The sequence below is a fragment of the Pedobacter sp. GQ55 genome (assembly GCF_059758925.1).
Window position 1 is genome coordinate 470,716 of the sequence record NZ_JCAXEI010000003.1, and the last position, 24,145, is coordinate 494,860.

At 39.3% G+C, this 24,145-nt stretch carries 22 protein-coding genes; 13 read left to right on the forward strand and 9 right to left on the reverse strand.

Annotation, left to right across the window (positions count from 1 at the left end; genetic code table 11):
* Positions 1-60 precede the first annotated feature (60 nt).
* Both ligD and AC6CH7_RS10915 read right to left on the reverse strand, forming a co-directional pair.
* The gene (gene ligD, locus AC6CH7_RS10910) at positions 61-2,694 is read right to left on the reverse strand and encodes a DNA ligase D (protein WP_498262727.1); all 2,634 of its coding nucleotides are present in this window, start codon (positions 2,692-2,694) and stop codon (positions 61-63) included.
* A 73-nt stretch (positions 2,695-2,767) separates the two neighbouring features.
* Positions 2,768-5,554 (reverse strand): glycosyl hydrolase, encoded by a 2,787-nt coding sequence (locus AC6CH7_RS10915; RefSeq protein WP_498262728.1) that lies wholly within the window; start codon positions 5,552-5,554, stop codon positions 2,768-2,770.
* Between the two features lie 173 nt (positions 5,555-5,727).
* On the opposite strand from AC6CH7_RS10915, the gene AC6CH7_RS10920 reads away from it, so the two are divergent.
* On the forward strand, positions 5,728-6,126 hold the full coding sequence (locus AC6CH7_RS10920) for a VOC family protein (RefSeq protein WP_498262729.1): 399 nt from the start codon (positions 5,728-5,730) through the stop codon (positions 6,124-6,126).
* Between the two features lie 226 nt (positions 6,127-6,352).
* On the opposite strand, the gene AC6CH7_RS10925 is transcribed toward AC6CH7_RS10920, so the two are convergent.
* From AC6CH7_RS10925 to AC6CH7_RS10935, 3 genes are all read right to left on the reverse strand, one after another.
* Entirely contained in the window at positions 6,353-6,940 is a 588-nt protein-coding gene (locus tag AC6CH7_RS10925) for a GNAT family N-acetyltransferase (RefSeq protein ID WP_498262730.1), read from the reverse strand.
* A gap of 182 nt (positions 6,941-7,122) precedes the next feature.
* Positions 7,123-8,250 carry a redoxin domain-containing protein gene (locus AC6CH7_RS10930; protein WP_498262731.1) on the reverse strand — a complete coding sequence of 376 codons (1,128 nt, stop codon included), beginning with the start codon at positions 8,248-8,250 and terminating at the stop codon, positions 7,123-7,125.
* A 114-nt stretch (positions 8,251-8,364) separates the two neighbouring features.
* On the reverse strand, positions 8,365-9,105 hold the full coding sequence (locus tag AC6CH7_RS10935; RefSeq protein WP_498262732.1) for a PRC-barrel domain-containing protein: 741 nt from the start codon (positions 9,103-9,105) through the stop codon (positions 8,365-8,367).
* A gap of 118 nt (positions 9,106-9,223) precedes the next feature.
* On the opposite strand from AC6CH7_RS10935, the gene AC6CH7_RS10940 reads away from it, so the two are divergent.
* Genes AC6CH7_RS10940 through AC6CH7_RS10955 form a run of 4 tightly spaced genes read left to right on the forward strand, consistent with a single transcriptional unit; the run spans position 9,224 to position 11,945 of the window.
* Complete coding sequence (locus AC6CH7_RS10940) at positions 9,224-10,063, forward strand: 3-keto-disaccharide hydrolase (protein WP_498262733.1); 840 nt, start codon at positions 9,224-9,226, stop codon at positions 10,061-10,063.
* Positions 10,064-10,096: 33 nt separating this feature from the next.
* The gene (locus AC6CH7_RS10945; RefSeq protein WP_498262734.1) at positions 10,097-10,696 is read left to right on the forward strand and encodes a Crp/Fnr family transcriptional regulator; all 600 of its coding nucleotides are present in this window, start codon (positions 10,097-10,099) and stop codon (positions 10,694-10,696) included.
* 53 nt (positions 10,697-10,749) lie between these two features.
* Positions 10,750-11,199: a DMT family transporter gene (locus AC6CH7_RS10950; RefSeq protein ID WP_498262735.1), complete on the forward strand. Its 450-nt coding sequence runs from the start codon at positions 10,750-10,752 to the stop codon at positions 11,197-11,199.
* 5 nt (positions 11,200-11,204) lie between these two features.
* Positions 11,205-11,945 carry a GNAT family N-acetyltransferase gene (locus tag AC6CH7_RS10955; protein ID WP_498262736.1) on the forward strand — a complete coding sequence of 247 codons (741 nt, stop codon included), beginning with the start codon at positions 11,205-11,207 and terminating at the stop codon, positions 11,943-11,945.
* A gap of 15 nt (positions 11,946-11,960) precedes the next feature.
* Here the strand turns inward: AC6CH7_RS10955 and AC6CH7_RS10960 are convergent, their stop codons facing one another.
* Positions 11,961-12,416 carry an META domain-containing protein gene (locus AC6CH7_RS10960; RefSeq protein ID WP_498262737.1) on the reverse strand — a complete coding sequence of 152 codons (456 nt, stop codon included), beginning with the start codon at positions 12,414-12,416 and terminating at the stop codon, positions 11,961-11,963.
* Positions 12,417-12,623: 207 nt separating this feature from the next.
* Between AC6CH7_RS10960 and AC6CH7_RS10965 the strand changes: the two genes are divergently transcribed.
* The 3 genes from AC6CH7_RS10965 to AC6CH7_RS10975 all read left to right on the forward strand — a co-directional run bounded on the left by AC6CH7_RS10965 (position 12,624) and on the right by AC6CH7_RS10975 (position 15,051).
* The gene (locus AC6CH7_RS10965; protein ID WP_498262738.1) at positions 12,624-13,124 is read left to right on the forward strand and encodes a GNAT family N-acetyltransferase; all 501 of its coding nucleotides are present in this window, start codon (positions 12,624-12,626) and stop codon (positions 13,122-13,124) included.
* A gap of 185 nt (positions 13,125-13,309) precedes the next feature.
* Complete coding sequence (locus AC6CH7_RS10970) at positions 13,310-14,077, forward strand: DNA alkylation repair protein (RefSeq protein WP_498262739.1); 768 nt, start codon at positions 13,310-13,312, stop codon at positions 14,075-14,077.
* Between the two features lie 104 nt (positions 14,078-14,181).
* Positions 14,182-15,051: a DUF808 domain-containing protein gene (locus AC6CH7_RS10975; RefSeq protein WP_498262740.1), complete on the forward strand. Its 870-nt coding sequence runs from the start codon at positions 14,182-14,184 to the stop codon at positions 15,049-15,051.
* 17 nt (positions 15,052-15,068) lie between these two features.
* Here AC6CH7_RS10975 and AC6CH7_RS10980 read toward each other — a convergent pair whose 3' ends face one another.
* Positions 15,069-15,698 (reverse strand): class I SAM-dependent DNA methyltransferase, encoded by a 630-nt coding sequence (locus AC6CH7_RS10980; RefSeq protein WP_498262741.1) that lies wholly within the window; start codon positions 15,696-15,698, stop codon positions 15,069-15,071.
* A 145-nt stretch (positions 15,699-15,843) separates the two neighbouring features.
* Between AC6CH7_RS10980 and AC6CH7_RS10985 the strand changes: the two genes are divergently transcribed.
* The 5 genes from AC6CH7_RS10985 to AC6CH7_RS11005 all read left to right on the forward strand — a co-directional run bounded on the left by AC6CH7_RS10985 (position 15,844) and on the right by AC6CH7_RS11005 (position 21,782).
* Entirely contained in the window at positions 15,844-17,562 is a 1,719-nt protein-coding gene (locus AC6CH7_RS10985; RefSeq protein WP_498262742.1) for a tetratricopeptide repeat protein, read from the forward strand.
* Between the two features lie 501 nt (positions 17,563-18,063).
* The gene (locus tag AC6CH7_RS10990; protein ID WP_498262743.1) at positions 18,064-18,291 is read left to right on the forward strand and encodes a hypothetical protein; all 228 of its coding nucleotides are present in this window, start codon (positions 18,064-18,066) and stop codon (positions 18,289-18,291) included.
* A 158-nt stretch (positions 18,292-18,449) separates the two neighbouring features.
* Positions 18,450-19,334, forward strand: coding sequence for a PhzF family phenazine biosynthesis protein (locus AC6CH7_RS10995; RefSeq protein ID WP_498262744.1), 885 nt, complete (start codon positions 18,450-18,452; stop codon positions 19,332-19,334).
* A gap of 152 nt (positions 19,335-19,486) precedes the next feature.
* On the forward strand, positions 19,487-19,822 hold the full coding sequence (locus tag AC6CH7_RS11000; RefSeq protein WP_498262745.1) for a hypothetical protein: 336 nt from the start codon (positions 19,487-19,489) through the stop codon (positions 19,820-19,822).
* 82 nt (positions 19,823-19,904) lie between these two features.
* Positions 19,905-21,782, forward strand: coding sequence for a heparinase II/III domain-containing protein (locus tag AC6CH7_RS11005; protein WP_498262746.1), 1,878 nt, complete (start codon positions 19,905-19,907; stop codon positions 21,780-21,782).
* 13 nt (positions 21,783-21,795) lie between these two features.
* Here AC6CH7_RS11005 and AC6CH7_RS11010 read toward each other — a convergent pair whose 3' ends face one another.
* Entirely contained in the window at positions 21,796-23,421 is a 1,626-nt protein-coding gene (locus tag AC6CH7_RS11010) for a glycoside hydrolase family 43 protein (protein WP_498262747.1), read from the reverse strand.
* Between the two features lie 40 nt (positions 23,422-23,461).
* Positions 23,462-24,109 carry a carbonic anhydrase family protein gene (locus AC6CH7_RS11015; RefSeq protein ID WP_498262748.1) on the reverse strand — a complete coding sequence of 216 codons (648 nt, stop codon included), beginning with the start codon at positions 24,107-24,109 and terminating at the stop codon, positions 23,462-23,464.
* Positions 24,110-24,145: the final 36 nt, after the last annotated feature.

A 24,145-nucleotide genomic window follows, 5' to 3' on the forward strand; every position in this document is an offset into this window, starting at 1 on the left:
ATCAGAAATTTTATAAAGCTCAAATAATCCTGACATTAAATATAGAGATGCCTGAATAAGTTATCCAAACACCTTTTTTGCATTGTTAATCGCGGCCGTCAAATCAATGCCTTTTCCCAAGGCACCCTTAAAGAGATCGCCAGTTTCTTTTACCCTATCCACTGCATTGAAGATTGTAAAATCATCCATGGTCATTCCAGGTTTAACTTCATCCCACGCCAGAGGCATGGAAACCGTTGCACCTGGTTTCGGCCTAAGCGAATACGGACATGCAATGGTGGCACCTGGTCTGTTCTGCAGAAAATCCAGATACATTTTTCCTTTACGGCTAGCGATCATTCTTTCTAATGTGGTGAACTCGGGAACCTGCTGGTGCACCAAATTGACAATAATCTTGGCAAACATTTGCGACTGATCATAGTTATACTTTGCTGCAAGAGGGATATAAATGTGCATACCCGTAGAGCCGGAGGTCTTTACATAACATGGTATGTCAATCTGATCCAAAACCTCCTTCACCATTTGCGCCACCTGAATCACCTGATCGAATGTGTTCTTATCAGGATCCAGATCGATCACACAATAGTCTGGATTGTCTGGAGACTGACTCCTGGAAAACCAGGGATTCATTTCTATACATCCTAACGATGCCATCCAAAGTAAGGCTGCTTCGTCGTTGCCCAACAAGTATTCCTTATGTTCACCATCAGCTGTGGTATAAGGAAATGTGTCGGCCCAATCAGGCGCAATCTCTCTAACATCTTTCTGGTAAAAACCTTTGCTATGAATTCCACCTGGAAAACGATTTAATGACATCGGTCTGTCTTTCAAATAAGGAAGAATATAATCAGCCACCTGATAATAGTAATTAAACATTTCTCTTTTGGATACCCCATCTTCAGGCCAATAAAGCTTGCTTAAATGTGTAAACTTCAATTCATGACCTTTTACTTTTCGTACCTGCGTTTCATCTTTAGGGCTAAGCAACGTTTTACGCCCTGTAGCCTTTGGAGGCTTGATCGTGTTATCTTTCATGTCTTTCTCTACTATAGCTTTAGTCTCTAACTCGGTTTCCCTGATCACCTCCTTAGCTTTTTTATCAACGCGCATGCCCTGGAAAGATGGATGGCGGAATACACCATCATCTGTCACCTCTGTAAAGGCGATCTCACAAACCAGTTCGGGTTTAAGCCAGGTGACTTTGATTTTGGATGGATTGGGCCTGAAGCGAGAAGGCTTATTGACATCAGGGATTTCCGAAAATGGACTTTTATTGGTAGTCAATGGCCGGAATTGAGCCATCATTTCTTTTTGCGCTTGATCATTGAAGCCTGTACCCACCTTGCCAACGTACTGCAAATGACCGTTTTCATACACTCCTAACAACAGGGAACTAAATTGCTTGGGCGTATTATCATTTTTTGTGAACCCGGCAACCACCACCTCCTGACGTTTATTGACTTTAATCTTTAACCAATCTTTAGAACGGTTATTTTTAGTGTACAGACTATCTGCTTTTTTAGCAATAATACCTTCCAAACCCATTTTAGTGGCCGCGTCAAAGAACTCGGTGCCGGTAGCCCTAAAGACCTGACTTAGCCTGATCCGATCGTCACCCCGAGGCAAGACTTCAGCTAGCACCGCCTGACGTGCACCGAGTGGAAGCTCAGTTAAATCCTTGCCCTCATACCATATCAAATCAAATACGTAATAGACCAGTTCACCATCGGCCTCACTACGCCAGTTTTGAAGCCTTCCGAAATTAGAAATTCCTTTGTCGTTAATCACCAGAATTTCCCCATCCACCACCATATCGCGTTTCCAGCTTTGTAGTATTTGGAAAATGGGATAAAACTTTTCATTGAACTGTTTATTATTTCTTGAAAGCAGTTGTGCATCGCCATTTTTCAGACAAAAGCCCAATGCCCTATAACCATCCCATTTAACCTCATATATCCAATCGGGATCATCAAAAGGTTCATCTACCAGGGTAGCAAGCATGGGCTTCATGCCTATGGGGATTTTTGATTTCCTGCCTTTTTTCAACAAAGCTTTAACCTCAGTTGAAATTTCAGTTGATATTACTTGTTCATGGCCATGTTGCCAAACCTTATTGCTCGTTTCTTCTATTTGCTCAATCGTCTTTTCCGAAAGCACTGATTTATCTTTCTTAGTAACATCGGTTGCCGAAGCATACTCATCCTTATGTTTGATTAGTAACCACCCATTCTCTCCCATGCCGCTTGTCTTCACCAGCGCATATTCTCCTTTTAATTTGCTGCCATGAAGCATTATTTTGAGTGAACCGGAATGTAATTGCTCCAGTAAATGTTTTTCCTGCGCTTTTTTGCCCCTGATCTTTTCTATAGGTTCGTAAGTTCCTTCATCCCAAACAATTACTGTGCCCCCTCCATACTCACCCTTAGGAATAATACCCTCGAAATTCATGTAATCGAAAGGATGATCCTCTACCATCATGGCAAGACGTTTGGTCTTTGGATCTGTTGAGGGGCCTTTAGGAACAGCCCAACTTTTTAGCACACCATTCATTTCCAGGCGGAAGTCGTAATGCAGACGGGTAGCGTCGTGTTTTTGAATTACAAACTGAAGTCTTCCTGACGCTTTCGCTTTACCTGATTTAGGCTCAGTTGTTTTATTAAAATCACGTTTTTTATGATATTCTTTTAAGCTCATGATCTAAGGTTTGCCAATATCTAACACTTATAACGAACCAAAGTTTTAATCAGGCGGATACAACTGTTTATGATTAATAATAAGGTGTTATCGAAACAGGACCAATAAGTCCAGAAGGCATAACTGTCCAGGTTGAAGCGTCAAAATCCTTGTAATTAATATTCACAAAATTAATCTCATGATAATTCTTCCATTTGATTTTCTTAATATCCATATCTCTGATACGGTTAGCCATCAAATTCACAACTTCGATTTTAATCGTATTTTCACCAGGAATCAGAAATTTTCCTATATGGGCCTGAAAGGGAATGCTCCATATGAGGCCAACTTCCTGTCCGTTTATCCATACCCGGGCACTTTCGTTTACCGTGCCCAAATCCAAGACATATTCCTTTGCAGACTTTGATTCTATATTAAAGGTAGATGAATATACCCCTGTCCCTGCAAATGCAATTGACTTTGGGTCGCCCGGATCAGTCCAGGAGCGTAAAGTGGTCAATGTTTGATCTGCAGGCAATTCAGGGCCTCCCTTAGTAAAATGGAGTATCCATTGCTTATTAAGGGCTATTGCCTTTTCTGGCTTGTCCAAATATACCCAAGAGGTAGCCGTTGTTTTAGGGCTCTTCTCAACTCTTAAAAAAAGAGTTTGGCCTGAACTTATCTGAATCCGTACTTTGTTTTCTTTTTTAGTTGCGGTCCCGATAACCTCTGTCTGTGGATCAAGGATAGTGACATGCCCTTTTTCATTGAGTGAAAGGGTTGTATCAATCAATTTCGAACTGTGATTTACCAAATAATAATATTTTCCGGATGCAATTTGCCTTCTGGTAAACTCCAGACCTGAATCGACAAGCGTTTCTCTTTTGATTTTATTGAAGTTTAAAATTCCTTCAATATTCTTTCCAAGAAAGATAATGCCTTTTCCAGTAACATATTGTTTAAAGCCGGGGGCTGAATTCTTGAATGTTAGTTTTGAAAGGCTTGCTTTCAACCGTCTTCTTCGCTCTTCCAAATCAGATAAACCGGGAACATCCTTGGGTAACTGCTGAAAAATTACCGTAGCTCCATTGTAAGCTAACCCGATAATTTTGTCCAGCGTCTCAGGATTTATCATTTCACATTCAGGAACGATTAATGTTTTATAATCTGCTCCATTTTCTGATGTACTGAGTAGTTTATTGTTGACCGTTGTGTTTCTTAACAACCTGTCTGAGGCAAAGTCAAATGAATAGCCGGCTTTTGAAAGCTGTTTAGATAATTTGTAAAATGAAGTTGAATGTAACCAATTATCTACATCATGAACTTTTAGGGCCATATCCATATCTTTTGAATTATTCCAGACATCATAAATGGGCCAATAGATAAGCAACTCATTGTCTGGTTTTCCACTTTGTAATATTGATTGACATCTGGCTATATAATCGTTCAAACCTTTGGCTTGCGGCCACAGGCTATTATTTGGGTTCATTTCCACTGAGGCATAGAATAACCATCCAGGCCATGGAATATCCGATGGTGAGTATGTTGTTCCATGATAAAATATATGGTTGACACCTGAAAGAAATAGTTGCTCAACTTCGGGCTTGCACTGCGAAAAAGAAGTTTTGAAATGCTCGGTAATCCACGTGAACGTTTCTGATGAAATTAGTGTTTTGCCACCTGTATGCGCTGCAGAAGAAGCAAATTTGCTCATTATTGGATCTGGGTCAACGTTTCTAATATCGCCAGAATCTCTGCGGAGGCCGGCGATAGGAAAATAGCTGGAGCCAAAGATCTCTGTTTCTGGAATATCAACGGCTCCATAAAGATCAAGCAGATTTCCAGGGGAACCATGAGATTGGTTTTTTGTTAAGGATTTGAGGTTATGGGCCCATTTTGTCCAATTTTGAGTGAAGTTTTCAAGTAAAAGTTCATCCATCGTTTCGCGGTAATCTGACTTCAGACGTGCAACGGTTTCTCTTGTATTCTCATTATTTCCACTATCTGCAAGTTCGCGAATGTAATTTTCCAGATTATATCCCCTGTTTTTTTTGAAATGAGCTAAGAATGCTGGCGTCCAGGTAGCACCATATACTTCATAGCTATCATTAAAAAAAGCCCTCACACCCTGGGGTCTTCTCCTAAAAGCATCCGTAAATCTTTTGAGGTAAACATTGACTGAATTGCTATCGAGATGATCTAAGGTGAATCCCTCGCCTCCTGGTGCTGCACGCTTAACTTTTTGATGTGTTTTACCTGCAAAAACGGCGTAAATTTCCCAACGTCCTGAGGCTGGAGACCAGTTTAGTACTTTGTTCACTTGTACAAGAGGAAGGAGATTCAGTACCTCTCCCCTGTCTCCATAGGCCGTTAAGGCCTGCAATTCTGCCAGAACCTGGTCATGTTCTTTAGCCGCAATTACCTCATTTAGCTTTTCTCCTGTATTCAAGATGAACTTACGGATAATGAGTTTTGTAGCCGCATTTTCAGGCTTTATCTGGGGCCCTCCGAAAGGCCAGCCAGTACCAGTATTCATATCTACTCCCATTCCCAGTGAATTTGCTTTAGCAACGGTGAAATGAAGTGCTGATATCCATTCAGGAGAAAGAAAATTGATATACTTGTTCTCAAATCCCACTGCTCCGTAAATCGGCGTAATTTCTACACCTCCAAGTCCTGCCTGACTGTACTGTAACAAAGCCAATTCGAGATCTTTATCGTTTACTGCATTGCCCATCCACCACCATCTTGTCCATGGTTTCATTTGATTTTCTATAATTGGCCAATCGGCGGGTTTTTCAATTCCAGAAGTTTGTGCCTCTGCAGGATTGAAACTCAGCGTACATAAAAAAGTAAAAAGAATAAATATTTTGGTTTGCATTTGATGGTAATTTGATTAAAAACTTGTTAAAAAAACAATTATTCTAAAACTCTTTATCTACGTCTCTAATAATAACACTTCGTTAAAGTAAAAAATTTACACAAAATCATCAAAATAACTGGTTTCTTTTGTCACATATCCATAAGTTTGGTTAACCAAATAATTATGCCTTGATGATGAGAACACAGATTAATGCAGTTACTATTGCAGCTCAGGACTTGCTTGAACTTAAAATCTTTTATATAAATACCTTTGGCTGGGAAATCCAGTCGGAAAGCGCGGATATTGTTATGTTTAGGCTCAAGCATGGTTTGTTGCTAAGCATTTACAAAGCCGATGACCATGCTCGTTATTTAGGTAATGAACCAATTACAACGGAAACCAGGCCTAAAATTTACCTTACCATTTATACGGGATCTTTAAAAGAAACTGATGAGTTGTTTATGGAGCTGGAAAGCAAACAAGTTAATATTGTTAAAAAACCAGCAAAAGTATTTTGGGGTGGTTATGCTGGGATTATAACCGATCCAGAACATAATTACTGGGAGATTTGCTTTAGTCCATTCATTTAATAACAGGTATGATTAACTTTAATGATATACTTAATATTTTATGGTTATTTGGAAAAAAAGGCTAAAAATATAGTTAATCTGTTCCTTTTACAATTTAGACACAAGTAATTGATATACATATTAATAAATATTATTAATGAAAGTAATTATCGATATGAATTCAAAAACCCTACTTCTTTGTATTTAGTCAGATTAAGGGATAAAAATTATCGTCAAGTGATATGTCTTATTTCAGGAAATAATGAAAAACCTGGCGGCGTAAAAAATAAAGATGAGATCCCAGATTTATTTCCCTGAAGACCTCGAAACCAAATTTTTGGAACCATTCCAGATTTCTTGATAAGTAAGTTTCCAGGTAAATTGGTTTTCTCCTGCGGTCGGCATCAGCTATAATCTCTTCCATCAGGTCTGTCCCAATTCCCATATTACTATATTTAGTGTCCACCCCAATGAACCAAATATAATAGCTGTTTTTAGGATGATATCTATTAATGACGTCCCTGCTGTTTAGCACCTCTAGAGCGCTTTTTAATCCAAGTTTTCCAAACAAGAGGTTTAGATCCAACAAGCAGCACCTTAAAGAAAATCTTTTCTTGCCTGGATACAGAACCAAAGCACATGCCTTGCCATCGTCTGAAATAAGTATTTTTCCAAAAAGGGAACAAATTTTGTAAGCATATTCCATTAAATGACTGATACTTACTAGTTTTTTAGCGTCATCCTTAACCATGTAATTAATGCCAGGATTTTGTTCAAATGCATGGGTGAGCATCTCAATAATGAGTTCTTTATCCTTATGTTTAGCTTTTATCATAACCGTACTATTTTAGATTTACTAATGTTATTGAGCCCAACTTAAAATTTATAATGATTAACAGTATCCATCGAGCATATTGATATGAAACTCCTGATACCATTTGTTTTCATGGAATGTAGAGACCTCATAAATGCTATCCCTAGTACTGATTAAGAAGAACTTAATTAAAATATTCAGTGTCATTTTGTTCTTGGATCCAGCAATTCAAGTAATTTATTCTGCAAATCAGCACCCCGTAAACCTTTGGCAACTATCCTTCCTGAGGGATCTATTAAAAAATTACCAGGTATAGATCTTACACCATATAATTTAGCGACATTATTATCCCAATACTTAAGATCTGAAACATGTGTCCATGTCAATTTATCATTTTCAATTGCTTTTAGCCAGGCATCCTTTTTACCTGGCTGATCTAATGAAACACCCAAGACAGTAAATCCTTTGTCTTTGAATTTTTCATAAGCTGCAACCACATTAGGGTTTTCGCGGCGGCAGGGCCCACACCATGAGGCCCAGAAATCTAATAAAACATATTTCCCTTTAAAGTCCGAGAGCTTCACTGGTTTATCATAAATATTATTCTGGATAAAGTCGGGGGCCTGTAAACCAATTTTAGTCCTTTTGGCAGCAGCAAATAGAATTGCAATTTGCTGTCCATTATAAGTTTGACGAATTCCAGATGAGAGGTTTTGATATGTTTTTTCCGCCTCATTCTGTAATATTTCATCGGAAGCCAGTTGTGAAAGCACCGTTAGACTAACAAATGAATTTGGATGTCTCTTTGCAAAGTCCAGATATATAGGGAATAACTCAGCAGAAGTATTGTCATAGCGCTTATAGAATCCGTCAAGCAAGGTTTCATTTTTTTTCTGTTCAACAGTGAACCTGGCATATTCTTCTCCAAGCGAAGTAAGTTTATCCTGCACCTTTTTTGACGCAGCTTTAAGTAAATAGTTATCTGCATTAACTTTTGATCCATTGATAAGGGAGTGCTTCAAAGAGTCAGTACCGGTAAGATTTATAGTTCCAGGTTCGATATAAAATGATAGTACATCTGCCCTATTTCCCTTAATCGCGTCTTTTCTGTAAAGCGTACTTCTTGATGGATCTTTAATACTTCCATTAAAGTTAAATTTTCCATCAGTAACTATTGCTGAGTCTGCTTTGCTTTTCCCGTCCACACTGTAAGTAAGAAAAAGTTTTTCTCCTGTTCGGAGTCCTTTAACCTCTCCATTAAAAGTAAATGGCTGCTGAGCAACAGCTATTAGAGGTAACGTGCCGACAATAAGTAATAATATTTTTTTCATATTAATTGTTCAAAAAGTTTAATACTAAACAAATATAAATAAATACTACTAAATTACTAGACTTTATTAAAACTTCTCTTTCAATAAGAAATTCTGGGTTTGAAGTACCTTAAACTATTTATCGTAATGCCGGAAAAGGTCTGTTTCATAATTTTCAGCCATTGGTTGATCAGGATTATACTTAGGGCTATTCTTTACCGCCTCTACCGAAACATCCACTTCAACCGATGAGTCTGCCCAACTAACCTCTTTTATCCATTTGGGTGAAAGCAGAACTTTTTTTCCCGGAAACCAGCTACCGGTATCTACAATAAGAAAACGGATTCTCCAATGTTCATCGACAATAATATCGGTTACATCGCCTATCTCTCCATCAGTGGCATGAATGTGATATCCTTTAACTTCGCTGATGCTACGCAAGTGAGGATCTCCGGGTTCTTTTTTATTACGCGCTGCGATGGATGCTTCTAAAGGTACTCTGGACTCAATCATTCCCGCCATACCCAGTTGGCCATAAAATCCTCCGCCTGTAGGATCGCCATATGGCCATTCATAGTGGCTGTATAAGGCGAGCTCCTGCTGGCGCGATACCGGCTTTTCCGTATCTATGTTGGGACTGTCTTTAATCTGTTGCTTGGTAAGTTTAATCGGGAAGGACTTGTTTTTCCAATCCGGGTTCTTTAAGGCTCCCGGCGAAATAAGTACTTTACGATCCATTAGCCAACCACCGGTTTTTACAATGAGGTAACGTATGGTCCAGGTTTCATCATCAAAATAGAATTCATCAACTTTTCCAATTTCTCCGTCGGTAGCACCCATAGTGAAGCCGATCAGACTTTTTATATTATGTAGCATAATTTTAATAATTAGGATTCAATAACCATCTCATTTTATAAAACAATTCAGGTTTGGATTTGTTCACCGGGTTTGAATCATAAAAATCTGTATCTTGAATAGATTTAAATAACCTGTTATGAAACTTCTCAAACCCCTGTCGATGCTTTTGTTAGGGCTATTAGCCCTGGGCTTTACCACCCAAAAAACTCCATCCTGGCAAACGCTTTTTAATGGAAGAGATCTGAAAGGATGGGACACTTACCTGGCTCCTGATTATGATGACGCAGGTAAACCTGTCACGGGCGTACCCGTTGGTTTAAATAATGACCCTAAGAAGGTGTTTACAGTTCTAAAACAAGATGAAGAAAATGTCATTCGCATCTCGGGCGAAAGCTGGGGTGCAATCTCTACCAAAAAAGAATATGAAAATTACCACCTACAACTACAATTTAAATGGGGGAATTTGAAATGGGGACAAAAAAAGAATTCGAATAAAGACAGCGGATTGCTATATCATTCGGTAGGTAAATATGGTGCTGATTACGGGTCCTGGATGCGTTCACAAGAATTTCAGATTGATGAGGGTAACTGTGGCGATTATTGGGGAGTTGCTGGTGGTGCAGCAGATATTCCAGCAATCAAAGAAGAAAACAACTATACTTACCGTCCAGAAGGAAAGCTTATTACCTTCCGAGAAGATAGCCAGATTGGTAGATTCTGTAAAAAAAAGAGTGATGCAGAAAGGCCATCAGGTGAATGGAATACAGTTGATTTATATTGTTATGGAGATACTAGTGTCCACGTAATGAATGGCAAAGTAATGATGGTCCTTTATCACAACAAGCAAATCGATAATGGAAAAGAATTACCACTAAGAAAAGGAAAAATTCAAATACAATCGGAAGGTGCAGAAGTATATTATAAAGGAATAAAGATTCAGCAAATAAGCAGTTTACCAGCAACACTCTTGAAATAAATAGGCACTATGGCTAAATTTTAAAACATAAAAGTGATTAACGAAGAACTATACCTATCGACATTTAAAACGACCATCGGGAATTACCATACCATTTCTGAAAAATCCTTTTCATTACTCGTATCGCTAATTCGCATACAGACAGTTAATAAAAATGAATTCTTATTAAAAGAAGGACAGATATCCAAGTCATTATACTTTGTCTGTAAAGGGGCTATTATCGCATATTTTAGTGATGCGCAGGCAAATACTTATAATAAAAACATTTTTCTGGAGCAGCAATTTGCAGGTTCGACCGTTTCTGCATTGCTAAAAATTCCCTCCCAATTTGCATTACAGGCTATAGAAGACAGTACGGTCATTACGATCAATCATGAAAAATACAAGGAGCTTATTGAGCAGCGGGACGATTTGAAAAATTTCTATATTGCTTATCTTGAAAAAAATTGGGTTATAGATAAAGAACGGCGAGAGATATCTATCGTAATGGAAACGGCCAGTGTCCGGTATTTAAAAATGCTGGCAAAACATCCTGGTATCGACAAAAGGATCCCATTACAGCATATTGCTTCACATTTAGGAATTACGCCAACGCAGCTAAGTAGAATTCGAAAGGAAATAAAAAATAAATAGACCAATCAACATATGTAAAGTGAAATTGAAAAACATCAATCTAATTTTGCCGTATGAATCAACAATTGGTCCCCATAGTCGCATTTTTGGGCGGTGTCTTTTTAGCTATTCAAGCAGGGTTTAATGCACATTTGGGCATTTTGCTTAAAAAACCGCTACTGGCTACTATAGCCACATCCTTCAGTAGTCTTCTGTTTGCTTCGGTTTTTGTTTTATTGATTTCAAGCGAAGTCCCAAACACTAGCCTTCTTAAAAAAGTTCCGTGGTATTTATGGTTTACCGGAGGCCTTTTTAGTGTGATCGGCATTAGCTTATATCTTTACAGTATCCCTAAATTGGGGCTTTCTAAAATGATCTCATTTGGTTTGTGCGGACAACTTATTTTTTCGGCCATAGCTACACACTTTGGTTGGCTGAATTTACCATTAGAACCAATAACTTTAAAAAAGATAATCGGAATTACGGCTATGATAGCTGGTATACTACTCATCAATTCAAAATAAGTACTATGAATAAACATGCCTTACTAAACATCAAAAACTTAATTACGCTCTGGGAAAAAGCCAGTAGCCCATTCGAAGGAGTTTTTACCGAAAAAAAAATTAATTATGTGCGCATTCCAAATTCAGACTGGCCAAATCGTGTCTGGCTGAAGCAACAATTAGATGAGCCAGCCTTAAAGGAAATTCTGGAAATTATCACCTCCTCTCCCATTACTTTATCATTTTCGTATTGGGATGATACAGAAAGTACCAGATGCAAATTAATTGAACAATACGGATTTGAGCAAAAATCAGCACAAATTGGAATGTCCATGCGGCTTGACCAAAAGTTTAAAGAAGAACAACGGTTAACTTTTGAGCAGGTGAATGAGTCTGGACAAGCAAAAATCTGGGCGGATTTATATCCTCAATCTTTTAAATACCATATTAGCCCAGAAATACTAATCAAAACATGTAATCATATAACCTATTATACCATTTATCTGGATAAAACTCCGATAGGTACAGTCCTTACCATGCAGACCGAAAATGCAATTGGTATACACGGGCTGGGAATTATTCCACAAATGAGAAAAAGAGGATTTGCTGAAGAAACCATGGTATACCTTTTAAATAAAGCCATAGATAATCAGTCCACATATGCCTACTTGCAAGCTTCAGAATTAGGTAAAAACATCTATCTGAACATGGGATTTATCGTAGATTTTACAATGAGAAATTACATTAAGCAATTGCCTGCAATCTGAATTTAGGTCTCCAAACTACTTCACGGCCTTAAAGCGCGCCAGTGGTGCCATTCTGGCTTTGTTTAAAGATAAATCATCGCCGTTAAGGGTATAATTATCAGCGGCGATTAAGGCTTTGCCCAGACCATTTTCAATCTCCATATTTTCACAAGCCATCATCGTGGACATTCCCTGCGAAAATTTTACCCTTCCATTGTCTTGTAATTTAAACTCACCACCCATTCCATTACAGCCTCCGGATGCAGAATAACGGCCATCACTTTTTTGAAGTAAGATAAATGGTTCTTTGCCATTTATCTTATCTGCAACCGGTTTGCCTGCAAGTTCAACTAACTTCCATTTACGATCTGTAATTTGACTGGTTTCCATAATGTCTTTACCTGTTTGTGGTGCAGATGATTTTTTAAAAGTATTACATGCAGCTAGAGACAGCAGGCACAATGCAAAGGTTAAGTATTGAGTTGGTTTCATACCGATCTGGATTTTAAAGGATAAACAAATAACGTTCAAAAATATCTATTTTAAAAGAGAATTATGCTAAAATATGTCTCTTGCTACCTCGATCCTGCTCTCGATTTTGCTGAATGACAGAAATGTTGTGACTGGGTTTTATGTCAATTTTGTTAACCTTTCACTAACATAACTGATATGTTCTATACCTTTGTACAAAGTTTTTGTATGACTATTCTTTATCAAAGCCAAAATATCCTTATTCGTGAATTCATACCTGAAGACAAGCAATTGTTTGCTCTGCTTTTTGAAGATGAAGAAGTTACCCGATACATTCCTCAACGCTCAACGGCACAATATCTCGAATTGTTTGATAGCACGATAGCCGATTACAGCAAAGGTCCGCTAGGTCGATGGGGAATATTCGATATCCATACCCGAGATTTTATAGGCATGTATCTTACACGACATTTTGAATACGTTGCAGATCAGGTTGAGATTGGATATGTTTTGGCTAAAAAGTACTGGGGGAAAGGTATAGCCAGTGAGGCCAGTAGCGTTTTAATTGACTATTGCTTTAGGCATACAGATACCAATCAGGTAGTTGCTGTAACAGATCTGGACAATACAGCTTCACAAAAAGTTCTTCAAAAAGCAGGCCTTAGGCGTTTAAATAACCTCAAGAGAGATGAACAAGAGTTGGCTTATTTCATGATCGAACGTACCTAGTAACACTGATTCTTGATAATCACTTGGGAGTATTTTGCCAGGATGATAAACCTGATTTATAAAAAAATCCCTGAAATTGATGGACAACTTGTATTGAGATTCTTATCTTGTAACTAGCAGTCCTATATTCACCAAAATCATCCCGATATGGAGAATATAAATGACCACGTGGAGCAAAACATAAAATGATACCTAGTACATCAAAATACTTATCCGAAATTATAAACAGGCTAACCGAAAAAAAGCCTTATGATAAAGTTTCCGGACATACAGATCTCAAAAGTTATATTGGAACCCAATATGAAGTCATTGGTCTTTCAGTACCTATGCAGCGGTCAGTACTAAAAACCGGCTACACTTTCAGCACCTTACCCCTTCCCGATCAGCTTCCTGTTTGGGATGCAATATGGAAAAATGCAGACGTTTACGAAGTACTAAGCCAATGCATCTACTTTATTGAAAGAAACTTGCTAAAACTCGATGTGAAAGGAGTCTGGGAGATCGTACGGTTATGGGTAAAAAAGATTGACAACTGGGCGCATTCTGACGGGCTATCCGATATCTATGCACATTTAATGGAAAAGATGCCAGAGGAGATATACAGTCAGTATGAGCGATGGAACAAATCGGAAAACCCCTGGGAGCGTAGACAGTCACTGGTTGGAATGCTGCTATATAGCAAGAAGCGTAAAACCCTCCTCCCTGCAGTAAAATTGCTGGATATGGTCGTGCCGTTAATTGCTGATAAAGATTACTTTGTTCAGAAGGGGTTGGGATGGGCGCTTAGGGAGATTGGTAATATTTACCCCGATGAAGCAATGGCTTTTCTAAACAAACATGGTACATTTCTTCATTCGGTAGCGTTTACTACCGCTATAGAGAAAATAGACGCTCAGATCAAAGAAACGCTGAAAGCCCGACGAAAAGAACAGAGACGTAAAGTTAAAATGTAACCAGGACTTTTCTGTGTACTGGACTATTCGAAAAAAATTATCATCTTTTTACTTTCAAAATCACGTTTTTAAAGATATTTTACAATTTAATTAATGAGATCAATATGGCTTCAGGTTTTTTTGCGATTTTAGATGATATCGCTGCTTTAATGGATGACGTCTCTGCGGCAGCTAAAATTGCAACGAGAAAAACTGCAGGTATCCTTGGTGATGATTTAGCTGTGAATGCGGAAAAGGCAACGGGATTTCTAGCCTCAAGAGAGATACCAGTGCTTTGGGCAATTACCAAAGGTTCATTTGTTAACAAAATTATTATTGTGCCAATTGCATTATTGCTCAATGCATTTTTTCCTGTCGTGATAAAAATCATTTTAATCCTGGGCGGTTTTTTCCTCGCTTATGAGGGCGTTGAAAAAATAATAGAATATTTTTTTCATCGCAAGAAGGCAGGTCATGAAGTAATTACAGAGGTGAAACAAGATGGTATCGAAGCAGAAAAAGCAAAAGTCAAGTCTGCTGTGATGACTGATTTCATCCTTTCCATAGAAATCGTAATTATTGCGTTGGGGAGTGTTTTGGAAGAAAACCTCCCGATCCAGATTTTAACCGTTTCGGCAGTTGCATTACTAGCTACCGTCGGTGTTTATGGCATCGTTGCCATCATAGTCAGAATGGATGATGCAGGGCACAAATTGATCAAACATTCCAGTGACAAGGGCTTCATTGCAGGAATTGGTCATTTACTTGTTAAATCACTCCCTATTATCATCAGAATTCTGGGCGTGGTAGGAACAATTGCATTGATCTTAGTTTCAGGTGGTATTTTCGTTCATAACATTGAATTTCTACACCATTTGTTACCAAATATAGCCTTGGTCATTAAAGAGTTCGGGATTGGGGTTGTCGCCGGATTGATCGTAGTAGCAGTTATAAAACTCGGTAAGGTAATTTTAGGTAGCTTAAAATCGCGCTGATAAGTAAGTATGTACACCTACAATTTCCCGATCAATATCAAATCAGTAATCATTAAACCATCCTTATCAGGAGAAGCAAAATGTTTTAAGTTGAGTACCTCAAAGTTATTCTCCCTGAAGGCTTGAGTTAAGTAATCTTCTTGATGATAATTTACCCACACCTGATCACCTGTGCTGGATATCTGATATCTCGATTTATTATTATCATCCTCCTCCATTGTGCTCAAATAAAACACACCGCCTGGCTTTAATAAGCCTGGAACATTGGCGATTAGCTCAATAGCTTCCGCACGCGTCAAATACGGTAGGCAAAAACCACAGGTGATTCCATCAAATTTCTCTTCGATCGTATCAATCTCCCGGCAATCCATGAGCTGAAATTTAGCTGCAGGGTTATTAGCCTGGGCGAGTTCGAGCATTTTCGAGGACAAGTCAATTCCCAGAACTTTATAGTCAGGTCTCCTGTTCAGTAAGTATTTTGTGATATTTCCAGGGCCGCAGGCAATGTCTAAAATGCTGGCATTATCAGCCATTACATTATCACAAAAAATACTGAGCAAGTCACCATATGAACTGACGTCCATAAACTTATCCTGATATATTTTTGCCGATTTGTTAAATGCATCAGCCGCCTTTAATATTTTCATATAGTTATCGTTTAAATTGATCTTTGCTCATTGGCAGTAATTCTTCATCTATAATTATAAACGCTTAAACTGTAAAACATATATAAAAAAGACCTCTAAAAGTAGTATATTTAATTGAGCTTTAATTAATTGTAAGATAGTCCTTATGAAAACAATACTGCTGCTTTTTATATGCTGGCTCTTCTTTTCTGGTGGTGATAAATATACCCAAAAGCCTTTGTATCTGCTGGATTATAGTAAGGCAAGTGTCGCAACATGTGGTTCTTTGTCTTCCACAGAAAATACTGATACTGCCGATAACGGTAAATTTATGATGCACCTTCCGGGCTGGGGGCACTATTCTTACCAAATATCAACAGTTAGCGACAGTGCACAGGTTTATTTTGATCAGGGGCTAACCATGTATTATAGTTACCATATGAAGGAGGCACTCGCTTCCTTTAAAGAAGCAGCCAGGTTTGATCCCAACAGTGCCATGGCCTATTGGGGACAAGCATTAGCAATGGGGCCTTACTATAATTCTGCCCACAATTATACCATCCCTAAAAACATATCAGAAGTTTTAAAACTGATGAACCAATCTGCAGACAAGGCATCTGCAAAAGAGCGCGACCTGCTAAAAGTAATGAACCTCAGGTATCCATCATCAGATGCCGATACTGTGAAAACGAAGCTGAACAAGACGTATGTACAAGGTATGAAAGCACTCATTTCCATATACCCCCAGGATGCAGACATTAAAACACTATTTATAGATGCGGTTATGTTGATCCATCCCTGGGACTTCTGGAATAACGACGGGTCAGCAAAAGAATGGACGCCTGAATTAGTGGGTTTATGTGAAAGTGTGTTACAGGAAAACCCCAGACATCCTGCTGCTTTACACTATTATATACATTTAACGGAAGCTTCGCGTAAACCTGAACGTGCCTTGGACAATGCACAGCTGCTTAAAGATCTTTTTCCCGGAGTTGCCCACATGGTTCACATGTCTAGTCACGTGTATCAAAGAAATGGTCTCTATGTATTGGGAGTAGAGGCCAATGACAGCGCAGATGTGAGCCTTGTGCGCTATGATTCGCTGGCCAGGCATCTTTCGCTTAACAAGCATTCGTCGCATTATTTTGCTGTACAGGCCTTTTGCGGGCTGACAGGTGGAATGTATGCTAAAGGAATGCAGGATGCCACAAGGTGCAGAAAAAGTGTTAGGCCAACTTATGAGGATACTTATGCCCAATATTTGTACATGATGCCGAAGTTTACCCTGATAAGGCTTGGTAAATGGGATGAACTATTAAAGGATACTGTGTTGCCCGATGCCCGCTGGACATATGCGGGAATACTGGATAATTTTGCTAAAGGGTTGGCATATGTGTATACAGGTAAACCAGATTTGGCAAGAGGGCAACTTGTTCAGTTGCGTAGTGGAATAACAGATCCCATTTTAAAAAAGAGGCGCATTCCTTTTAATACGACATTACAGGGCGCGCAGATTGCGGAGAATATTTTAAATGCCGTTATTCTATTTGATCAGGAAAAGAATGCTGCCGGCATTAGCAGTCTCAAAGAGGCTATAAAGATAGAAGACGAAATGATTTATGCTGAGCCAATGGATTGGCCGATTCCTGCAAGACAATTTTTAGGTGCTTACTTGTTAAAGCTAAGGAAGTCGGCCGATGCGGCGCAGGTTTACAAAATGGACCTGGAGCTAAACCCAGGAAATGGCTGGTCGTTAATTGGACTGTATCAAAGTTTAAGTGCCCTGAATAAAGTTGCGGGGATAACAACTGAATATAAAACCGCTTACCTTAAGGCATTCTCTGATGCAGAGCAAATTCCACCGGCCTCGGTTTATGGAAGATAGCAATTTATATTACATGGATTCCTCAATTGAACCGACTAAACAAGCAGATTAGGTATTAAATTAAAACCATTTGAATTTTTAAACTGTTTAACTCTTAAAATATAACCATGAATAAATTTTTTAGAGCAATTATAGCTGGCTGGGGAGCTAAAAAGTTAGGTGGGGGCTGTTTGTCCACCATAATCATATTTATTGTAATTTATTCGCTCCTGGGAAAATGCAATCAGAAAACACAGGCAAACTCGCAACCGAAAAAAGTGCAGACTGCTGCGCCTCGATTCAAATAAGAATTCAGGCGATCAAAAAAGTTTGCTGAAAACTTTAAAGTTTCTTAAACGATGAAACAAAGAGGAACCTTATGTTAATGGGTTATTTTTCAATGAAGGTTTTTTTGCATGTATTAAAAATATATGTAAACTTCTTGTTTTTTAATTTGTTGTCATCCATAGAATTAGTAAAATCCTGATGACCATTAAAAACAGTTAATTTAAAAGGAAGCATATGAAATTCACTATAGTCAACCCCACAGATCACACAGCCGTTAGACTCAGGACAGCACCTGAAGATTATAACGGGGAACAAGGACTCCGTATCATTTTCCCGGAAAACGATTCTTTAGTTATGGTCGAAAAAAACGGGCAATGGAATGTAATGGATGAAACGGATATCAATCCTAAACTTATTGAGGCGATAGCTAAAGAGTTGAAACCGATTGCCAGATACACTTGAAAAGAAGTTCTGCATTCATAGATCAGCAAATTGCATATTTGCGTATTCTACAATCTTGCTGGTTACCTCAAGGTTACCGGTTACCGTTTGTTAACCAATAATAAAAAGAAGATCAGTAATTTCTAGTTTTGATCTATTAATCATCAACCATCAAAAACATGAAAAAACTGGATTATTATGTGCTGGACGTTTTTACAGATCAACGGTTTAAGGGAAACCAATTATCAGTTGTTTATATAGAAAATGAGCTTAACCTTAGTCAGTACCACGATATATCAAGGGAATTCGGCTATTCTGAAACTTCCTTTGTCAATTACTCAGAGGAGGAAGGTGTTTTCAAAGTGCGGTCTTTCACCCCGGCAAAATTTGAGGTTGCAGGTGCAGGGCATAATCTTTTGGGTGCCGTCTGTCTGGCATTATTAAAAAAATGGGATATCTTTAAAAATCAACAAGGGACACCCTGGGTATTGATAAAGGATACCCCTATTCCTTTAAAAATCACTAAGGAATCAGAACTGCCTTATGTTGCGATGAAGCAAAGCCCGGCTAAAATAATCGGCAAAGTGCCGGCCAACCTCCTATCCAAGGCACTGGGATTAAAGACTACTGACTTTGACTTGAATGCCTGGGACATCAATATCGTGCAAACAGAAGTTCCTCATTTAATGGTTCCTGTGAAAGATTTGGAAACACTTAAAAATGCTGTTTCCAATAAATCCTTATTGAAAGGCCTATCTGAAAAACTTGATTTTGAAGGTTGTTATTTATTTACTGTAAATGGCATTGAAAATAATTATCTGGCAGAAACAAGATTCTTTAATCCCGGCATTGGAATTGATGAAGATCCTGCCACAGGGACAGCTGCAGGACCACTGGCAGGCTATCTGGAAACGCTTGGCTACATTGAAAAAAACAGAGACTATAAGATCCTGCAGGGGAAATATATAGAACATCCATCTACAATCCACGTAAATGTAGCTAATGACGGGATCTGGGTTAGCGGCTCTTCTGCGATTGTGATGGAAGGTCAGCTTTACTTATAATTGAATGTGGTATTAATCTATTACGCCTATCCTACTGAATGAATTAAAGCAATCGGCACACGCATCAGTAGTGCTCTAAAAAATAAAAGAATTTACTTTGAAATGCAAAGTGCTTTTTAGTATATTTATAGTATGTTTAAAAAGTGATCTGTATGAAAAATCATCAACATTCTCCAGCTCAGCCATCAGTACCAAGATTAACCAGATTCGTTTTGCTGGGTGCAATGATAGGCCTTGCAGTTATCTCCTTTTTTGTATTTGGTGTTGGTCAGCAGAATCCGGCATGGCCAGACAACTGGAGAATTAGACCTCTGCTGGTAGTACCATTAGCAGGTGCTGTTGCAGGGCTCTCCAGTTATTTTACAGTAAGATTTGGCACGAGACTCGGACTGAACAAGATTATTGTGTGGATCCTGGCAATACTGCTTTCTCTATTTGCACTTTGGATCGGCATTATATTGGGGCTGGACGGAACCATGTGGGATTAGCACCTGATCCTAGTCAAAGCAGAAGTAATACTGGTATTTGGTGGGTGAGTGCGATTGTCAACAGAAAAACGTAATTTGGAATATGAAATCGATCCTCGCACTTCTTCTTCTGACGCTCTGCAGTCCATTGATAGGCGCCGCTCAAAAACCTGTAGGCGAAACCAGAGAAGTTACTCTAGCATGGGTAAAACAAAACCTCAGAAATAACGGTCCGAGACTGATCCTTACTGCTGAAAGTTTAGCACAGATCAAAAAGGCTGTAGACAAGGATGAAACTACCAAAGCTTATTACGGATATCTTTATAAAAATGCAGTGGCTCTGTTGGATCTCGCGGTTCTGGAAAGAAAGCTGGAAGGCAGGAGATTGCTTGGAGTATCCAGACAAGCAATTGCACGGATCGGCACTCTCGCCGCCGTTTATGCCATATCAAAAGAAAAGCGATTCTTGGATCGTATAAATACCGAATTGCTAAACATCTGCAATTTTTCAGACTGGAATCCAAGCCATTTCCTGGATGTTGGAGAAATGGCCTATGGGGTCTCCATCGGGCTGGACTGGACACTCGGCGACCTGCCGGAATCTACGATCCAAATGGTAAGGGATGCCCTGATAAGTAAAGCCATAAAGCCCAGTTTGAATGAAAAATTCAATGGTTGGGTAAAAGTGGACAACAATTGGAACCAGGTGTGCCACGGCGGCATTACAGCGGCTGCTGTAATGATTGCAGATCAGGATCCTGCTTTAGCCGCACTATTGATTTCCAGAATGCTCCACAACATTCCAAGAGCACTGAAGGCATACGCACCAGACGGGGCTTATCCTGAAGGGGCATCTTACTGGTCCTATGGCACCAGTTATACATTAATTACAATTAATGTTCTTGAAAGTGCTTTTGGAACTGATTTTGGTATTTCCAATACACCTGGATTTGTGAATAGTGCGCTTTTTGTGAAGAAACTGGTGGGTTCAAGTGGGCTGTATTTCAATTATTTTGATTCTGGCAGCGGTGGAGATGACGGTCTGGAGAACCAGGAATTGCTATTGTGGTTTGCAAATAAGACAGGCAATGATGTCTATTTTGATAGGGGAAAATTTCAAGCGGCCCTAACAAAGTCTGCTACCAGTGGCTATAACAGTTCCAAATTTAACGGGATGGTTCTGATCTGGCTGGCAAAACATAAAAAATCCACAGTGAAATCATTACCTGCAAATTATAAAGGTGATGGAATCAATCCGATTGTTGTGTTTGGCGGAGGAAAGTCTGATCCTAATGGGTATTTTCTTGGGGCCAAAGGCGGTGCAGCAAGTTTAAACCATGGCAACATGGATGCTGGTTCCTTTGTGTTTGACCTATATGGTGTCAGGTGGGCTGCAGACTTGGGGATGCAGAACTACTTTCAGCTAGAGCAAGCTATAGGAGTTACCGGCTTATGGGACAGCAGTCAGCAAAGCAAGCGCTGGACCCTGCTGAGCAAGAACAATTTCGGACACAGTACGCTGACGGTCAATGATGAACTGCACGTGGCTAAGGGTTTTGCACCATTAAGCTACTATAAAGGTAAAGGCAACCGTCCTCAGGCAGGTTTTGACCTTTCTGCTGTATTCAAGGGACAGCTAAAGAGCGCTAAAAGAGATTTTAAGCGGACGGGAGACCAAAGCCTTGAAATCACCGATATACTGGAGTTTTCTGAACAGACAAAAAACGTAACCTGGGCGATGATGACCCAGGCAGATGTTGAAATCATAGCAGGTGGAGTTCTGCTAAAGCAAAAAGGAAAAATCCTAAACGTCATGATCAAGCAGCCCGAGGACGTCCTGATCATGGTGGTTTCCGAAAATCCTCCTCCATTAGACTATGACATGAAAGTAGACAATCTGAAAAGAGTTGAATTTAAGTTTCCTGCTGAACTATTTAAAAGCAAAGGACAAAAGATCGTTGTAGAACTAAAGGGGGAGTAGGTGGCATTACCCTTTAGTTATTTTTCAATTCAAAAGAATTAAAAATCGCTTTCTGACCAGAACCTTTAGCTACAATGCCGGCCCTATACCCCATTCCCCATGGTGCATATTTTGGCGCATCGAATGTTGCAGTATGAAAATTCACCCATTCTGACTGGGGTCTTTTATAAAAGAAATCAATTAGTTTTCCACCTCCGCTGATCTGCATTTTCAATTCAATCAGTCCCTGAGACTGCCCCTTGACTTGTTTGAGTACAAGGTATTTCCCTTCAAGATTATTATATACTGTTATACCTTCTTCAGTAGCTGTTATTCCAATTCCCCCTAACTCACCCGGCCATTTACTTTTGAAAATGGCCCCTGCAAAACAAACCCCGCTTTGTGCCTCAGTAATGACCACTTCTGCAGTAATGCTGAAATTCACGGTTTTAATATACTGCCCTAAAAATGTTCCCAGCTCATGGTTCTGGTTCGTAGATACCAGATGAAGCCCCTTATTGAAGTTCACATCCGGCTTTGGCAATTTCGATGGCCATTGCCAGGCTAGGTTCAGTTTATTGTCTTTTTTAAAATCGTCATAAAAATCCAGTTCTGCTTTTGGTCGGTTTGGAATGGTTGCATTGTGAAGAACCGGCCAGCCATCCGGCCCCATTTTTAATTCCTCAAGTATACCTTCTCTGCCAACAAATACATCATAGTTTTTATTGAACGCATGATAAAGCATAAAGAATCGGTGGTCTGCAGATTCCACCACAGTGCCGTGACCAGGGCAGTTCCATCGTTCATTGCTAACCATTACAGGGTTCTTATCATACTTCTGCCATTTTCCTCCTGCCAGATCTTTTGTACGGGCAATTCCGGTCTTATAGTTACACTTAGCATCACAACACCCTCCTACCGCATATAAACTATAAATGTATTCACCCATTCTGAAGAAACAAGCACCCTCTACCAGAGAGGTCTCCCAAGGTTGGCTGTTTGTGTATACTTTTCTTTTCTCACCCAGCAACTTGGTACGGCTTTCATTGATTTCCTGCACCCATATCCAGCTTTCCTTCCCGCAACCATTTCCATCATTTTTCCAGAAGGCGTAAATTTTTCCCTTGTCCTGAAATTCGAAAGCGTCAATTGCCCCACAATCATCTTCTATAATTACAGGACCATTGTCTGTGAATTTGCCCGTTTCGATTTTATTGGCATCTATCCAGGCTACACCACACTGCAAGCCTGGGTTTCCTTTGACTTTCCTGTTATGCGCGGTATAATAGGCATAAATTCTATGCTGCTTTGCATCATAGGCCAGTTCGGAAGCCCAGAAATTATTTTCCCCCCACTGATCCTTCATATCCTTAAACCCCTCTGGGAAAACATGGTTAACCAATACCCAGTTCTTCAGATCTATCGATTTATAGATGGTAAAATAAGGTGCCCATTCATTAGTAGTTGATGTAGCATAATAAACTTTGCCTATCCTTATAATCGAAGGATCCGGATTGTCACCAGGTAATGCAGGGTTTACCAATTGAACATCAGTAGGAGCAACACTTTTATTTGTATCTTTTCTGTTAACGCCGCATGATAGCAATCCACACATGAAAACAGCACATATTACTGCAGTCTTAATACACCTTATATCCATAAAACGACCATTTATCATTTCACAAATCTATAATTATTTTTCATTTTTTACCCAAATCTATCGTCCCCGGATAAAATGTAACTATTCCTGTGGTAATATCGTGAAGGCCCCCGATGATTCCGATTTGGCTTCCTTCTACCATTTCTTTGAGAATGGGACTGCGCTCCATTATCGATTTAACAGACCTATTAACATTTATAGCGGCTACCTTTTCAACAAATTCACTGTTTTCAGAATTGCGGTTCTCTTTTATGGTCAGCTCATCATCCACAGCGGGCCTGATTTTTGAGAGCAAAGAGGTAAGGTTGCCCATCTCCACATGATCGCAAGCACCTTTAATTGCTCCGCACCTGGTATGACCCAGAACAACGATAATTTTTGCGCCTGCCAGCCTGCAGCCAAATTCCATACTTCCTAAAACGTCCTCATTGATAATGTTACCCGCAATCCGGATACTGAAAATATCACCCAAACCCTGGTCAAAAATTAATTCCGCAGATGTGCGACTGTCTATGCAACTTAAAATTATCGCGAATGGATGTTGACCATCTGAGGTTTCATTCGCTTGCTGTAAGAGATTTCGGTTGATTTTCAGGTTGTTAACAAATCGTTTATTTCCCTCTTCCAATAAATTTAGCGCCATTATTGGTGTTATAGCTTCTTGATCTTCTTTTGTTAACGTTTTCATGCCTGACAATTTTTGTGGTACAATCTAAGAAAAAGT